Annotated in this window: 12 protein-coding genes; 1 reads left to right on the top strand and 11 read right to left on the bottom strand. The window is 73.2% G+C overall.

What is annotated here, in order from left to right; translation table 11 throughout:
- Positions 1 to 123: 123 nt before the first annotated feature.
- The 8 genes from PV350_RS36015 to PV350_RS35980 form a co-directional block, all read right to left on the bottom strand.
- Positions 124 to 747 (bottom strand): hypothetical protein, encoded by a 624-nt coding sequence (locus tag PV350_RS36015; protein ID WP_500337709.1) that lies wholly within the window; start codon positions 745 to 747, stop codon positions 124 to 126.
- Between the two features lie 129 nt (positions 748 to 876).
- A complete protein-coding gene (gene ahcY / locus PV350_RS36010) occupies positions 877 to 2328 on the bottom strand; it encodes an adenosylhomocysteinase (RefSeq protein ID WP_499512158.1) in 1452 nt (483 codons plus the stop codon).
- Positions 2329 to 2566: 238 nt separating this feature from the next.
- On the bottom strand, positions 2567 to 3511 hold the full coding sequence (locus tag PV350_RS36005; protein ID WP_499512159.1) for a cation diffusion facilitator family transporter: 945 nt from the start codon (positions 3509 to 3511) through the stop codon (positions 2567 to 2569).
- Positions 3512 to 3606: 95 nt separating this feature from the next.
- A complete protein-coding gene (gene manA / locus PV350_RS36000) occupies positions 3607 to 4815 on the bottom strand; it encodes a mannose-6-phosphate isomerase, class I (RefSeq protein ID WP_500337706.1) in 1209 nt (402 codons plus the stop codon).
- 4 nt (positions 4816 to 4819) lie between these two features.
- Complete coding sequence (locus tag PV350_RS35995) at positions 4820 to 5971, bottom strand: SIS domain-containing protein (RefSeq protein WP_500337704.1); 1152 nt, start codon at positions 5969 to 5971, stop codon at positions 4820 to 4822.
- Between the two features lie 128 nt (positions 5972 to 6099).
- Positions 6100 to 6279 (bottom strand): Trm112 family protein, encoded by a 180-nt coding sequence (locus PV350_RS35990; RefSeq protein WP_431967699.1) that lies wholly within the window; start codon positions 6277 to 6279, stop codon positions 6100 to 6102.
- A 189-nt stretch (positions 6280 to 6468) separates the two neighbouring features.
- A complete protein-coding gene (locus PV350_RS35985) occupies positions 6469 to 7827 on the bottom strand; it encodes a phosphomannomutase/phosphoglucomutase (RefSeq protein ID WP_500337703.1) in 1359 nt (452 codons plus the stop codon).
- Between the two features lie 139 nt (positions 7828 to 7966).
- Positions 7967 to 8386, bottom strand: coding sequence for a DUF3499 domain-containing protein (locus PV350_RS35980; RefSeq protein ID WP_499516849.1), 420 nt, complete (start codon positions 8384 to 8386; stop codon positions 7967 to 7969).
- 302 nt (positions 8387 to 8688) lie between these two features.
- Here PV350_RS35980 and PV350_RS35975 point away from each other — a divergent pair, with 302 nt between their 5' ends.
- Positions 8689 to 9141, top strand: coding sequence for a metallopeptidase family protein (locus PV350_RS35975; RefSeq protein ID WP_499512163.1), 453 nt, complete (start codon positions 8689 to 8691; stop codon positions 9139 to 9141).
- A 46-nt stretch (positions 9142 to 9187) separates the two neighbouring features.
- On the opposite strand, the gene PV350_RS35970 is transcribed toward PV350_RS35975, so the two are convergent.
- From PV350_RS35970 to PV350_RS35960, 3 genes are all read right to left on the bottom strand, one after another.
- Positions 9188 to 10669 carry a DUF5719 family protein gene (locus PV350_RS35970; RefSeq protein WP_499512164.1) on the bottom strand — a complete coding sequence of 494 codons (1482 nt, stop codon included), beginning with the start codon at positions 10667 to 10669 and terminating at the stop codon, positions 9188 to 9190.
- Entirely contained in the window at positions 10666 to 14454 is a 3789-nt protein-coding gene (locus PV350_RS35965; protein ID WP_500337701.1) for a glycosyltransferase, read from the bottom strand. Before PV350_RS35965 ends, PV350_RS35970 begins: the two co-directional genes overlap by 4 nt.
- Positions 14455 to 14607: 153 nt before the next feature.
- Entirely contained in the window at positions 14608 to 14871 is a 264-nt protein-coding gene (locus PV350_RS35960) for a WhiB family transcriptional regulator (protein WP_018559705.1), read from the bottom strand.
- Positions 14872 to 15510 lie beyond the last annotated feature (639 nt).

Below are 15510 nucleotides of genomic sequence, written 5' to 3'. Positions count from 1 at the left end.
GGGGGGCGGGGGGCAGGCCCCGCAGGCGCCGGTGCCTCCGTCCTCGACGTCCTCCTCCTCGTCCTCGTCCTCGTCGACGGGCTTCGCGCCTCCGGCGTGAGGGGTCGCCGCTGCGTCGGCGGGTCAGTCCGTCGCGGGGAACCGGGACGGGGGTGACTCGAGGTCCTCGAGTTCGATGCCCGGGGCGGAGAGGACGACGTCGCCGGCGATGTGGACGGTGTGTTGTTCACCGGTCTCCAGGTCGTTGACCTGGTATTCGTCCACGAGCAGGGGGGCGTTGTCGGTGGTGTGTGCTTCGCTCTTGATCAGGGCCCACGACTGGTCGAGGGTGCGGGGTGCGAGCACGGGGGGCTGGAATGCGACGAGGCGGACGCGGGTGGCCGGGGAGCCGGGCTGCAGACGGAGCAGCCGCGCGGTGGCGACGTAGAACGCGGGTGACGCGCCGGTGAAGGCGTGGGCGGGGACGTTGCCCTCCTGAGCGTGTTCGCCGGAGGGGTCGGTACGGACCCAGGTGAGGCCGTCGAGGGCGGCGCCGCGGACCTGCCAGCTCGCGGCGTGCAGTTCCAGGCGGATGGGGCGGCCGAGTTCGTCGATGGTGAGGTCGACGGAGCCGGCGTGGCCGCCGTCGGGGTGGGTGTTCTGTGCGGTGTAGCGCCAGCCGGTGGGGCCGGTGGCGCAGTGGAAGTGTTCTTCGCCGAGGGGGGTGTGGTCGTGGGTGTCGTGGAACGAGTAGCGGCCGCGGGGCATGGTTCGACCTTACAAAGCGGGCGGGGACCCGACGGGGCAGGCCCCCGCCGGGGGCGGGGGCCTGCGGGGTGGCTCCTATGGTGCCGTCGGGGCCGGTGGCGCGCTGTCGTGCGGGCGGCCCGGGCGGCGTCAGTAGCGGTAGTGGTCCGGCTTGTAGGGGCCGTCGACCGGGACGCCGATGTAGGCGGCCTGCTCGGGGCGCAGGGTGGTGAGCTTGACGCCGAGGGCGTCGAGGTGGAGCCGGGCGACCTTCTCGTCGAGGTGCTTGGGCAGGACGTAGACGCCGATCGGGTACTCCTCGGGCTTGGTGAACAGCTCGATCTGGGCCAGGGTCTGGTCCGAGAAGGAGTTGGACATCACGAACGAGGGGTGGCCGGTGGCGTTGCCCAGGTTGAGCAGGCGGCCCTCCGACAGCACGATCAGGACCTTGCCGTCGGAGAAGGTCCAGGTGTGGACCTGGGGCTTGACCTCGTCCTTGACGATGCCGGGGATCTTGGCGAGGCCGGCCATGTCGATCTCGTTGTCGAAGTGGCCGATGTTGCCGACGATCGCCTGGTGCTTCATGCGCTGCATGTGCTCGGCGAGGATGATGTCGCGGTTGCCGGTGGTGGTAACGAAGATGTCGGCGGTCTCGACGACGTCCTCGAGCGTGGTGACCTGGTAGCCGTCCATCGCGGCCTGGAGGGCGTTGATGGGGTCGATCTCGGTGATGATGACGCGGGCGCCCTGGCCGCGCAGCGACTCGGCGCAGCCCTTGCCGACGTCGCCGTAGCCGCAGACGACGGCGACCTTGCCGCCGATGAGGACGTCGGTGGCGCGGTTGATGCCGTCGATGAGGGAGTGGCGGCAGCCGTACTTGTTGTCGAACTTCGACTTGGTGACGGCGTCGTTGACGTTGATCGCCGGGAAGAGCAGGGTGCCGTCGCGCTGCATCTCGTACAGGCGGTGGACGCCGGTGGTGGTCTCCTCGGTGACGCCGCGGATCTCGGAGGAGAGCTGGGTCCACTTCTGGGGGTTCTCGCCGAGGGTGCGGTTGAGGAGCAGCAGGATCTGCTCGTACTCCTCGCTGTCGGCGGTGGAGGGGTCGGGGGCCTGGCCGGCCTTCTCGAACTCGACGCCCTTGTGGACGAGCAGGGTGGCGTCGCCGCCGTCGTCGAGGATCATGTTCGGGCCGCCGGTGGGCGAGTCGGGCCAGGTGAGGGCCTGCTCGGTGCACCACCAGTACTCGGCGAGGGTCTCGCCCTTCCAGGCGAAGACGGGGATGCCCTGCGGGTTCTCGGGGGTGCCGTGCGGGCCGACGGCGATGGCCGCGGCGGCGTGGTCCTGCGTGGAGAAGATGTTGCAGGAGGCCCAGCGGACCTGGGCGCCGAGGGCGGCGAGGGTCTCGATGAGGACGGCGGTCTGCACGGTCATGTGCAGGGAGCCGGTGATGCGGGCGCCGGCCAGCGGCTGGGAGGCCGCGAACTCCTCGCGGATGGCCATCAGGCCGGGCATCTCGTGCTCGGCGAGGGTGATCTCCTTGCGGCCGAAGGCGGCCAGGGAGAGGTCGGCGACCTTGAAGTCGTTGGTGACGGGGGACATGCAGTCTCCTCGTGGGGTGCTTCCAGAACGGACATCGGCTTTCCGCTGCGGGGCGGGGGGAGGCATGCGGACATACGTCTCCCTCGACCGCAGCTCAGCCCGTCGGAGGCCCTCTCTCCCTCGGCCGGTCCGTGTCCGGACCGCCCGACCGCCATCAGCAGCGACGTCTGGCTAGGGACGAATCTACACCGAGTGGCCGGGCGCGTCCGGAAGGTGCGTGGAGGTCGTGTGGAGGGGGTCAGTCCGCCGTGGGGGCGGTGGGGGCGGCCGACGGCTCGCGGTAGATGTCCGGTTCGAGGTAGATGACGCGGGCGATGGGCTCGGCCTCGCGGATGCGGGCCTCGGCGGCGTCGATGGCGCGGGCGACGTCGGTGGCGGTGTCGTCGTGCTGCACGGCGATCTTGGCGGCGACGAGGAGCTCGTCGGGGCCGAGGTGGAGCGTGCGCATGTGGATCAGGCGGGTGACGGTGTCGCCGTCGACGATGGCCGCGCGGATGCGGGCGACGACCTCGGGTCCGGCGGCCTCGCCGAGGAGCAGCGACTTGGTCTCGGAGGCGAGGACGAGCGCGATGGCGACGAGGAGGACGCCGATGCAGAGGGTGCCGATGCCGTCCCAGATGCCGTCGCCGGTGAGCAGGGACAGGCCGACGCCGCCGAGGGCGAGCACGAGGCCGACGAGCGCGCCGAAGTCCTCGAGGAGGACGACGGGGAGTTCGGGGGCCTTGGCGGTGCGGATGAACTGGCTCCAGGTCTGCTTGCCGCGCACCACGTTGGATTCCTTGATGGCGGTGCGGAAAGAGAAGCCCTCGGCGACGATCGCGAAGACCAGGACGCCGATGGGCCAGTACCAGTGCTCGATCTCGTGGGGGTGCTGGACCTTCTCGTAGCCCTCGTAGAGGGCGAAGACGCCACCGATGGTGAACAGCACGATGGAGACGAGGAAGCCGTAGATGTACCGCTCACGGCCGTAGCCGAAGGGGTGTTCCTCGGTGGCCTTCTTCTGTGCCTTCTTGCCGCCGAGCAGGAGCAGCGCCTGGTTGCCGGAGTCGGCCACCGAGTGCACGCCTTCGGCGAGCATGGACGAGGAGCCGCTGAAGGCGAACGCCACGAACTTGCTCACCGCGATGGCGAGGTTGGCGCCCAATGCGGCGACGATCGCCTTGGTTCCGCCTGACGCGCTCATAGGTGCTGATGGTCCCTTCCGTCGGCCCTGGTCTTTGCCCGGTCTTTACGGCGTTACGGCGGGACATTCTTGCAGGCCGTGCTTCGCGTGGTGCGTCAGGCCACCACGGTGGCCCGGAAGACGGTCCCCTCGCCGGTGAGTTCGACCTGTTCGCCTGCGGGAACGTAGGCGGACTGGCCGCGGCCGAGGGTGAGTTCCGGGGCCGCAGGGTCGCCGGGTGTGCGCAGGGTGGCGGTGCCCTCGGTGCAGAGCAGGATCTGGGCGGTGCGGTCGTGGGGGGTGCGGGGGGCGGCGCCGGCGGCGAGCGAGTACCGGGAGAGCCGGAACTCGTCGATGGGGGTGCCGTAGAGCTCCTCGCCGTCGGGGGACGCCTCGGGGCGCAGGACACCGGCGTCACCCGCGTGGAAGCGGACGATGCGCAGCAGTTCGGGGATGTCGACGTGCTTGGGGGTGAGGCCGCAGCGCAGGACGTTGTCGGAGTTGGCCATGATCTCGACGCCGAGGCCGCTGAGGTAGGCGTGCGGTATGCCGGCGCCGAGGAAGAGCGCCTCGCCGGGCTGGAGTCGGACGTGGTTGAGCAGCATGGCGGCGATGACGCCGGGGTCGCCGGGGTAGGCGTGGGCGATGGCTGCGTAGGCGGCGTAGGCGTCTGCGTTCGGTCCGCCCTCGGTGGCGAGCCGGCCGGCGGCTTCGGCGGCTTCGTCCACGGTGCCGGCCATGGCGTCGTGTTCGGCTCCGAGCACGGCGGTGAGGACCTCGCGGAGGGCGGCCTCCTCGGGGTGGGCGCGCAGCAGGTCGACGTAGGGCTTGAGGGAGTCGACGCCGAGGCCGGAGAGGAGGGCCGCGGTCTCCTCGGGGTGGCGGAAGCCGCACAGTCCCTCGAAGGGGGTGAGCGCGACGATCATCTCCGGCTTGTGGTTGGCGTCCTTGTAGTTGCGGTGCGAGGCGTCGACGGGGACGCCGCGGGCCTCCTCGTCGGCGAAGCCGGCGGCGGCCTGGGCGAGGTCGGGGTGGACCTGCAGGGAGAGGGGGGAGCCGGCGGCGAGGAGCTTGAGCAGGAACGGCAGCCGGGGGCCGAAGCGTTCGACGGCAGGGGCGCCGAGTTCACCGTCCGGGTCGGCGGCGATGACCTGGTCGAGCGGGACCGGACCGTTGCCGCGGTCGATGCGGGAGGGGGCGCCGGGGTGGGCGCCCATCCACAGTTCGGCCTGCGGCTCGCCCGTGGGGGTGGTGCCGAGCAGTTCGGGGATCGCGCTGGTGGAACCCCAGGCGTACGGGCGGATGGTGTTGGTCAGGCGGTCCATGCGGTCATGATCTCCCGGTGGAAGTGATGGCGAGGTAAACGGAGGCGAAATCCGTGACGGCGAGGAGTTCGACGGCGGATTCCAGGTCGCCTCCCTCGGCGGGGGCGAGCTCGCTCAGCGGGGTGTCGTGGGTCGTGGCGAGCTCGCGGGCGAGCGGGGCGGAGCTCGAGGTGGCGTTGCCGGGGCGGTGCAGGAGCACGACGCGCAGGCGCAGGTCCTCGGGCTCGTCGACGCGGTCGCGGAAGAAGTCCTCGGGGTCGAGGGCGCCGGCCAGGGAGCCGGCGAGCAGCGCGCCGTGGGTGTCGAGTGCCTCGGGGAGTTCGCCGTGCAGGGCGGGGCGTCCGGCGCGGGCGGCGATGGCCGCGGCGAAGCGCCGGGCGGCGACGGAGGCGACCGGCCCCTCGCTCCACATCACCGGCAGGGATTCGGCGAGTTCGGAGGCGAGTGCCTTGGCGGGGTTGCTGTAGGTGGCGGTGGCGGGGCCGCAGCGGGCGGCGACCTCGTCGAGGCGGTCGGCGACGCGCTCGATGGCGTCGGGCGGGGCGGCGAGCAGGCCGATGCGGTCGCCGAGGGCGAGCAGCGGGGTGAGCAGCGCCCAGAAGGCGCCGAGGTCCTCGGCAGGGTCGGCGGCCTCGCCGAGGACCCCCGCGACGGACGCCGGGTCGGGCGCGGGGGCGTACGGCAGGACCATGCCCCGTACCTGCTGGATCGCCTCGGCGATGGGTGAGCCGGCGGGGACGACGGCGGCGGCGGTGCAGCCGCGGCGGTAGGCCTGCTCGATGAGGTCGGCCAGGCCCGCCTCGGTGCCGGCGGGGCTGGCGATGAGCAGCAGGTCCATGGGGCCGGCCCAGCCGGGGAGGGCCCATCGCAGGTCGTACGGGGCGGGGCCGGTGGGGTGCAGGGGCAGTACGGGCCCGCTGCCGTTGCCGAGGGCGGCCAGCAGTTCGGCGACGGCGGCGACGGCGACCGCGCCGGGGCCGGCGACCAGGACGCTGCGGGGGCGGCCGTCGGGCTTGAGTTCGCCGACGCCTGCCTCCTGGGCGAGGCGGGCGGCGGTGCGGACGCGGGCGCCTGCGGCGGCGACGCCGAGGAGGAGGCCGCGGGTGTCGGCGCGGGCGAGGGCGTCGGGGTCGTCGAGCAGCGTCTCGTCCAGCATCGGGGGTGACCTCCGGTCCGGTCCGGTTGTGTCAGGTGTCGCGGGGCGCCGTGCGGTGCGGGTGCCCGTGCCGGCGCCGGTGTGCGTACGGCGCGGGCGGGCGTGCGGTGGCGGGCGGCCGGGTCGCGTTACGCGGGGCGGCGGGCCTCGTCGACGAGGAGGACGGGGATGTCGTCGCGCACGGGGTAGGCCAGGCCGCAGTCGGCGGAGGTGCAGGTGAGCTCGGTGGCCTCGACGTCCTCGCGCAGCGGCGCGTGGCAGGCGGGGCAGGCGAGGATCTCCAGGAGGCTGGCTTCGACGAGCGGCATGGGTGGCTTCTCCCGTGTGGTCGTGTCGTGGTCGTGGTTTCCGGGCGTCCGCCGTGTGCGGGCGTACGTGTCCGGACCGGCCGATTCAGCCTATCGCCGGGCGGGCGGGCCCGCGTGACCGTGTCGGGGGCCCCGGTCCCCCGTCGGAGGAGGCGGTGCGGTGCGGTGCCTCCTCCGGCGGGGTGGCCGTCAGGCGCGGACGATGGCGAGGACCTCGTCGCGGACGCCGGCCATGAGCTCGGTGTCGCGGGCCTCCACGTTGAGGCGCAGCAGCGGCTCGGTGTTGGAGGGGCGCAGGTTGAACCACCAGCCGTCGCCGGTGACCGTGAGGCCGTCGAGCTCGTCGAGGCCGGTGCCCGGGCGGTCGGCGTAGGCCGCGCGGACGGCGGCGGTGCGGCCGGCCTGGTCGTCGACGGCGGTGTTGATCTCGCCGGAGGCGGCGTAGCGGTCGTACTCGGCGACGAGTCCGGACAGCGTGCCGTCCTGGCCGCCGAGGGCGGCGAGGACGTGGAGCGCGGCGAGCATGCCGGTGTCGGCGTTCCAGAAGTCGCGGAAGTAGTAGTGCGCGGAGTGCTCGCCGCCGAAGACGGCGCCGGTGCGGGCCATCTCCTGCTTGATGAAGGAGTGGCCGACGCGGGTGCGGACGGGCGTCCCTCCGTGCTCCTTGACGACCTCGGGCACGGACCACGAGGTGATCAGGTTGTGGATGACGGTGGAGCCGGGGTGCTTGGCCAGTTCGCGGGCGGCGACAAGGGCGGTGATCGCGGAGGGGGAGACGGGCTCGCCGCGCTCGTCGACGACGAAGCAGCGGTCGGCGTCGCCGTCGAAGGCGATGCCGATGTCGGCGCCGGTCTCGCGCACCTTGTCCTGCAGGTCGACGATGTTCTTCGGGTCGAGGGGGTTGGCCTCGTGGTTGGGGAAGGTGCCGTCGAGCTCGAAGTACATCGGGACGAGGTCGACGGGCAGGCCGTCGAAGACGGTGGGGACGGTGTGGCCGCCCATGCCGTTGCCGGCGTCGACGACGACCTTGAGGTGCCGGATGGAGCTCAGGTCGACCAGGGTGCGCAGGTGGGCGGCGTAGTCGGCGAGCATGTCCCGCTGGGTGACCTCGCCGGGGGTGGCGTCGCTCGCCGGGAGGCCGGTGTCGGACCACTGCTCGACGAGCTCGCGGATCTCGATGAGGCCGGTGTCCTGGCCGACGGGGGCGGCGCCGGCGCGGCACATCTTGATGCCGTTGTACCGGGCCGGGTTGTGGCTGGCGGTGAACATGGCGCCGGGCAGGCCCAGCTTGCCGCTGGCGAAGTACAGCTGGTCGGTGGAGCAGAGGCCGATCTCGGTGACCTTGGCGCCGCGCGAGGCCGCGCCGCGGGCGAAGGCCCGGGACAGGCCGGGCGAGGAGGGCCGCATGTCGTGGCCCGTCACGATCGCGTCGGCACCGGTCACGGTGACGAAGGCCGCGCCGAAGAGTTCGGCGAGCGGCTCGCCCCATTGGTCGGGGACGACTCCGCGGACGTCGTACGCCTTCACGAGCTGGGAGAGGTCGGTCACCGCATGTGCTCCGCTCTGAATCCGGTTGCCGGTGGATGGATCGTGGCAAGAGCCAACCTACCGGGCGGATCCGAACGGGCCGATGAGGAGCCCGGGTGCACGTGCGGACCCGGGGCGGGGTATGGCGGGGGGTGCCGGTTCAGGAATCGGGCGAGCGCAGGACGCGCAGGTGCCCGCGCCGGGCGATCTCCATGGGGTCGCCGCCGCGGCCGTTGGTGCCGTTGCCCTCGCGTTCCTGGGGGCGGGCGGCCTCGCGCACGGCGTTGGCGAGCGCTTCGAGGTCGTCACCGCTGGGGCGGCTGGGTCCGGTGTCCGTGGCGAGCCGTACGACTTCCCAGCCGCGGGGGGCGGTGAGGCGCTCGGAGTGCTCCGAGCACAGGTCGTAGCAGTGGGGCTCGGCGTAGGTGGCGAGCGGGCCGAGGACGGCGGTGGAGTCCGCGTAGACGTACGTCAGCGTCGCGACGGCGGGACGGCCACACGCGGTGCGCGAACAGCGACGTACAAGGCTCACGACGTTGGACGGTACCGCACTCTTGAGCGGGCCGCGACGACTCCCCAGGAGCTCACCCCGTCGTGTCGTCCGGGTTGGCCGGGAAGGTCCGACCTGGGGTCAACACACCTGACCTGCAAAGGGCCGGAAATGTACGGGCACCCCTCCGAGGACACCGATCACCAAACGCTGCAAATGACGCCAATTGCGATCGGTGAAGCGGTCAGGCCAGGGGAATCACGTGGGCGCCAGGGGCGATCGACCGTACATTCTGCGACATCAACGGGGATGTCCGGTCCTCGTCCCCCGTGGTGGTGGCAGCGGTCACGGAGCCGCATAACCGGGGCTCCCGACGGCTACTCTCAGAGGTGATGGACACCCCTTCGCCCGCACCGCGCCAGCGCCACCGCGACCGACACGGCCGCGGCATGCGCGGCCCCATCGCGCCCCCGCAGGTGCCCCTGGCACGCACCCGCGCCGACGCCTTCGACGACCTGGTGCGCGACGCGGCGGACCGGCTCGAGCGGCGCTGGCCGCAGCTGGCGGAGGTGGAGTTCGCGGTGCAGGAGGTGCCCTGGCCGGCGGACGGTGCCGACGGCGCCGCGGCCGACGGCCGGTTCGACGACGGGGTGCCGCTGGGGCGGCTCCTCGGCGGGCAGAAGGGCAACCCGCACCGCATCGTGGTGTACCGGCGACCGGTGGAGATCCGGGCCAAGAGCCGCGAGGAACGGGCCCTGCTGGTGCACGACGTGGTCGTGGAGCAGGTGGCCGAACTGCTCGGACTGTCACCGGAGAACGTCGACCCCCGGTACGGGGAGGGCTGATCCCGGTACCGGCACGGGCCCGCGGGCCCGTGCCGGTCGGGGATCGTCAGCGGTTGAGGATGGACAGGTCCTCTTCCGACTTCGGCACGGCGACCAGACCCCGGTCGTCCGGCATGGTCTGGATGGTGAACATCGGGACGCCGCCCTCCGGCAGCGCGAGCATCCGGGAGGCGTAGACGGGGCCGCCCGAGGCGGGTTCCACCGTGACGGCGAAGGCGCCCTTGCCCGCGGAGGGGGCGGGCGGTGACAGGACGACCGTCGTGCCGCGCTTGACCGGGACGTTCTTGGTGACGGGTTCGCCGCCCTTGGTCGAGGCGGAGGTGACGACTCGCACGGTGGCGTCGCCCTCCGGCGCGGTCAGGGCGAGCGTCGAGCCCTTGGTGCGGTTGTCGGCGGCGCTGGCGCGGTCGCCGATCGGGGCGGTGGCGGGCAGGAAGGCGGTCTCCTGGTTGGCGCCCTTGCCGCGGGTGATCCGCAGGGCGGCGACCACGGGGGCCTCGTCGGAGGGGTCGGTCGGGCTGAGGATCAGCGAGCCGGCCTCGCCCTTGGTGACGTCGCCGAGGTCGACGGCGGTGGTCATGCCGCTCTTGACGTGCACGGTCTCGTGCCCGGCGGGGGTGATCTCGCCGCCCGAGGAGGCGAGCCGCAGCTTGAGATCGGCGTCGCTGTCGCCGGTCGCGAAGACCACCAGGCGCACATCGGAGGCGTCGCCGGGGATGCCGGGCATGACGGCCTCGGCGGCGGGGTCGGTGGAGGCGGGCAGCCAGTCGCCGCCGGCCTTGGCGTCCTCGGCCTCCACGGTGGCGCCGACCCGGCCGCTGCGGGCGCTGACGTGCAGGGTGAGGGCGTCGGACTTCTCCGTGGTGAGCGTGGAGAGCAGGACGGGTACGGTCGCGCCCGGCGGCACCGTGATGCCGTCGGTCGTGCTGGTCTTGACCTCGCCCTTGTCGCCGTAGAGCGCGAGGTCGATGACGGCGGAGGTGTCGTCGGGGTTGGTCAGGTGGACGTAGTCCTGCCGGCCGGCGCCGGTGCTGACCCCGGGGAACCAGAACTCGCTGTCCGGCACGGCACAGGAGGCACCCAGCACCGCCCGCGCCGGGCCCGCGTCGACCACCGTGGTCTGCTGCACGGTCCAGCCGGGGGCGAGCGCCCCGTCGGCGGTGCCGATGAGCGCGGGGGCGTCGGAGGCCTCGGTGACCGCGGTGACCGGCAGGCCGGCCTCCTTCAGTGGTGCGACCGGCTTGCGCTTGGCCGCGGCCTTGCCGTCCTGGTCGGCGGCGGCCAGCAGGGCGGCGGCGCCGCCCGAGCCGGCGGAGTCGCCCTTGGGCGTGAAGGCGGTGTACGTGGTCGTGGCGAAGTCCGAGTCCGACGGGGCCGGGCAGGCCAGCGTGGACCGCTCGACGGGCAGCCGCGCCGCGCTCACGGCGGGCGCCGCGTCCGGGGTGCCCGCGCCGGAGACGGTGGCGACGCCGGCGACCGCGGCCAGGGCGGCGGTGACGCCGATCAGGGAGAGGGTGCTGCGGTTCACTGCTGGTTGCTCCCGTCGCGGCGGTAGCCGTCCGTGTCGTAAGCGTCCGTGTCGTAGGTGCCGTAGGGGGCGTACGAAGCGTCGTAGCCCTGCTGCCGGGGCTGCTCCTCGTACCCCTGCGGCTGCTGGGACTGCTGCTCGTAGCCCTGCCGGTCGTAGCCGGGCTGCTGGGACTCCTGGCCGTAGCCGTACGGGTCGTAGACCTGCTCCTGCGGCTGGGCGGGCTGCTCGTAGCCGTAGGTGCTGGTGTACTCCGCGGCCCACTGCTCCTGGCCGTACGGGTCGTCCTGCTGGGGGCCGGCGGCGTACGGGTCGTACTCGGCGTACTGCGCGTACTCGGCCTGCTCCTGGTGCGCGGGCCCGGCGGCCTCGGGCTCCGCGGGGGCGTCGTCCGCCTCCCCCTCGGCGGCGGCGCGCAGCCGGCGGGCGCGACGGCCGTCGCCGCCGCCCTGCGCCGGGATGCCGGCGGCCGCGGCCTCGGCCACGGGCGCGGCCTCCGCGTCGGGCAGGTCGTCGTCGACCTCGCGGCGCCGGCCGGGCAGGGCCATGACCACGAGCACCAGGCCGAGGAAGCCCTGGACCCATACCCACACGGTGTGCGTGAACGGGTCGTCGTAGACGAGGTCGAGACGGCCGCCGCTGCCGGGGAGCCGGAAGCCCTGGGCCCAGCCGTCGACGGTGGTGGCGGTGAGCTCCTTGCCGTCGAGGGTGGCGGTCCAGCCGGGGGCGGCGCGGTCGGCGATGCGCAGGACGCGGCCGTCGGCGCCGGCCGGGACGGTGGTGTGGGCCTCCACCTTGCCGGAGGCGACGGTGACGACGTCGGCGGGGGCGTCGGCGTCCTCACCGGAGCCGGTGCCGGCGGCGTCGCCGGAGCCGCTGTCGTCGCCGCTGCCGGAGGGCTCGACGATCGTGATGCGGGCGACGTCGTCGTCCACCCGCCACAGGGCGCTGCCGTCGGCCTGGCTGAGCCGGGACAGGCCCGGGGTGCTGTCGAGGGTGCGGCTCATCTCGCGCGGGGCGCCGCTCTGGACGAGGACGTAGCGCACGGCGTAGCCGCCGAGCTGGCTGGCCTGGTCGGCGCCGGAGCCGGCCACGAGATTTCCGACGATCTTGGCGAGCCGGGCGTCGCTGCCGGCCGCGGCGGCGATCTCGGCGTCGCCGAGGCGGGCTCCGGCGCCCCGGACCAGGGCGTACGAGACGTGGGCGGGCGTCCCCGAAAGGACGAGGGTGCGGGCCTGGTCGCGGGTGGTGCTCTCCTCGGCGACGAAGGCGGGCACCTGGGTCGGGTCGCGGCGCTCCAGCGGGCCGTCGGCGCCACCGGCCATCCAGCCGACGGCGGCGGACAGCGGGGCGAGCACGGCGGCCAGGGCGACGAGCGCGGCGACGGGCTGGCGCCAGCCGAAGCCGGAGGCGGCGAGCCGTTCCTTGGCGCCCTCGGCGCCCACCGCGGCGGCGGCGAGCAGGGCCAGGCCGTACACCAGCGTGGCGGGGCCGGCCCAGGAGGTGCTGTTGGCGAGGACGGCGAAGACCAGGCCGGTCAGGGCGCCCGCCCAGGCGGTGACGATGGCCGAGCGGCGCTCGCCGCGCACCAGTGCGGCCAGCGCGGCCAGGACGATGCCCGCGAGCAGGTAGCCGCCGGCGGCGCCGGGGCCGCCGGGGTTGATCAGGAGGAGGTCGGTGGCGGTGGCGGACTTGGCGCCGAACGGCAGACCGGCCTCGTCCAGGAACCGCTTGGGGTGCGTGAGCAGCCCGATCGACCAGGGCGCGAGCACCACCACGGGGGCGCCGAGGACGGCCACGGCGCGCATGGCCAGCGGGACGAGGAGCCGGCCCTGCCCGCGCACGACGCGCGTGGCGATGGCGACGCCGGCGAGCACCAGGGTGACGAGCCAGGTGATGGGGGTGAACGCGGTGGTGATCGTCAGCAGCAGCGCGACGGCCCAGGCGGCGCGCCAGCCGGGCCGCAGTCCCCGCTCGACGGCGTCGGCGGACATCCGCAGGCCCGCCGCGGAGACGGCGGCGCGGGCCATGAGCGGCAGCAGGATGGCCAGGACCGCGGTGCCGAGCCGGCCGCCGGCGAGGGCGCCGGTGGCGGCGGGCAGGAAGGCGTACGCGACGGCGCCCCAGGCGCGCAGCAGCCGGGACTCGACCAGCGGCCGCGACACGAAGTAGGCGCTGAGGCCCGCAAGCGGTACCGAGGCGACGAGGAGCACGGTCAGGGCGAGGCCGGTGCTGCCGAGCAGGGCGCTCGCCAGGGTGGCCACGATCGCCAGGTAGGGCGGCGCGGTCTCGGTGCTGCCGGCGCCCAGGGCGTGCCAGGCGCCGAGGTAGGAGCCCCACAGGTCGGAGGCGTCGGCGGGGGCGGGCAGCAGTGCCCCGCCGGACAGGGCGCCGCCGCCGAGGAGCGCGCGGCAGGCGATGAGGGAGAAGAGCAGCAGGACGGCGAAGAGCATCGGGGCGGGTTGCCGCGCGACGCGCTTCAGCAGCGCGAACTGCTCGACCTCCAGGTACTCGCCGTCGTCGTCGCCCCCGCTGGGCCCGGAGTCCAGCCCGCCGTGGCGTCCGGCGGAGGAGGCGTCGGCGGCCGCACGGCCGGAGACGTTGCTGACGACCTGCTCGACGGTGGCCCGTACGGTCGCGCCGGGCGGCGGGAAGAGCGTCCGCAGTTCGGAGGCCGGGACGGCGGGCCGGGAGCGCCGGTGGCGGGCGCCGAGGAGGCGGCCGGGGCGCAGCAGGACCGACAGCAGGCCGGTGATCTCGTCGACGGCCTGTCCGGGGACCTTGCCGACGAGGTAGGCGAGGGTGCGCAGCACCGTGCCGAGCACGATGCGCGCGAAGACGTACGGGAGGAGGGCGCCGCGGGTGTTGGCCAGCAGCGTGTAGACGGCGCCCGCCTTGTCGACGCGGTGCGGGTTGACGACGGAGCGGCCGGCGCAGTCGACGGGTCGGCGCTCGCGGGACGCCGCCTCGGCGTGCCGCAGGACGGCGTCGGGGGCGACGAGGACGGTGTGGCCGGCGGACTGGGCGCGCCAGCAGAAGTCGACGTCGTCGCGCATGAGCGGCAGCCGGCGGTCGAACCCGCCGAGGTCCTCCCACACGTCGCGGCGCACCAGCATGCCCGCGCTGGAGACCGAGAGCACCTGGCGGACCTGGTCGTGCTGGCCCTGGTCCTGCTCGCGGCGCTCCAGGCCGGTCCAGCGGCGGCCGCTGCGGGCGATGGAGACGCCGACCTCCAGCAGCTGGCGCCGGTCGTACCAGCTGCGCAGCTTGGGGCCGATGATCGCGGCGGACGGAGAGGCGTCGGCGACCCTCAGGAGGTTGAGGAGGGCGTCCGGGGCGGGCTCGCAGTCGTCGTGCAGGAGCCACAGCCACTGCACGGGTTCGCCGTGCGGCTCCTCGGGCTCGTCATAGGCGTCGTCGTTCCAGGTGCGGGAGACCGGGTCCCAGCTGCTGGGCCGCGCCAGGTAGGGCAGTTGCTCCGCGGTCAGGGGCTCGGCGGCGCGCACGCACTCGTCGACGGCGGCGCCGAAGCCGCTGCGCCGGGCGAGGTGCAGGACGCGGTGGTCGCCGAGGCTCTCGGCGAGCAGGCGGGCGGAGTCGTCGGCGCTGCCGGTGTCGGCGGCGATGACGTCTTGGACCGGGCGGTCCTGGGAGACCAGACCCGAGAGCGCGTTGGGCAGCCAGCGGGCACCGTCGTGGGCGACGAGCACGGCGGTGACGACGTGGCGCGGGAACTCCGGTGCCTGGGCGGCGTATTGAGTCCCGGCTGAACTGTTCACGGACATCGAGGTTCGGGCCCCGGTTCGCTGGACTTCGGACGACGCCTTGGGCGTCTCGGACGGGCCCCCACACTAACGGTTGCGGGAGCCGGCCCTTCCGGGTCCGGGGCACATATACGTACGAACCCCGATGTGCCGGGCGGGAGCCCGGGGAGGGCTCTAGACCACGCCCTTCTTCAGTCGCCGGCGCTCGCGCTCGGACAGGCCGCCCCAGATGCCGAAGCGCTCGTCGTTGGCGAGGGCGTAGTCGAGGCAGTCGGAACGGACCTCGCAGGCGAGGCAGACCTTCTTGGCCTCGCGGGTGGAGCCCCCCTTCTCGGGGAAGAAGGACTCGGGATCGGTCTGCGCGCACAGCGCGCGCTCCTGCCACCCGAGCTCTTCGTCGGCCTCTTCGGCCAGCAACAGCTGGAACAGCTCGGTCATGCGCGCCCCTCGTCTGTTTTCGCGTCCCCGTGATGTTGCCGTTACCTGCGACGGTCGAACGACACGAGTGAAATTACAAGTGTGCCGATACGGGCCAGTCAAGCCGAGATCTGCTATTGGGCCCGTTATTCACCCTGCGGAACCAAGGCCTGACAGAAAGTGTTCAAATCAGCCCAAACGTCCGCATACGTCAACCACGGTCGACGCCCCTGGGGGGCGGCGATCACGATGCGATCACGAAAACACAACGACGTTTCACGAGGAGACGTTCCTGCGTAGCCGTGTGGTTGCGTCGGCACTTTTCCTGGGTCTTCGGCGCACAAACCTTTCGCCATGTCGAATAGCCGGATCAGGTGAAAGATTTACGACAAACCCGACATCAAGTTGACAGGCCGCCGAGGACCCGGTGTGCTAGGGCGCATGTCAGTGACCCACGCGCCTGCCCGGATCCGCCGCCTCGGCGAGTTCCGTCGTGCCGTGGAAGCTCACTGTCGCTGTTCCAGCTGTTGCCGCTGAAGGACTCTTCCCAGCCCGCACAGCCTCATGCGCATGCCTGACGCTCCTCACTTCCCGTAGGAACTCCCGCACCCATGAACAGCGACGTCTCGATCGCCGGCGACCCCCTCGCCATCCCCCACC

Origin of the sequence: Streptomyces sp. PA03-6a (assembly GCF_033792765.1) — a bacterium.
Taxonomy (GTDB): domain Bacteria; phylum Actinomycetota; class Actinomycetes; order Streptomycetales; family Streptomycetaceae; genus Actinacidiphila.
The sequence above is the reverse complement of the archived record's forward strand: the minus strand, read 5'-3'. Positions and strand labels throughout refer to the sequence as shown.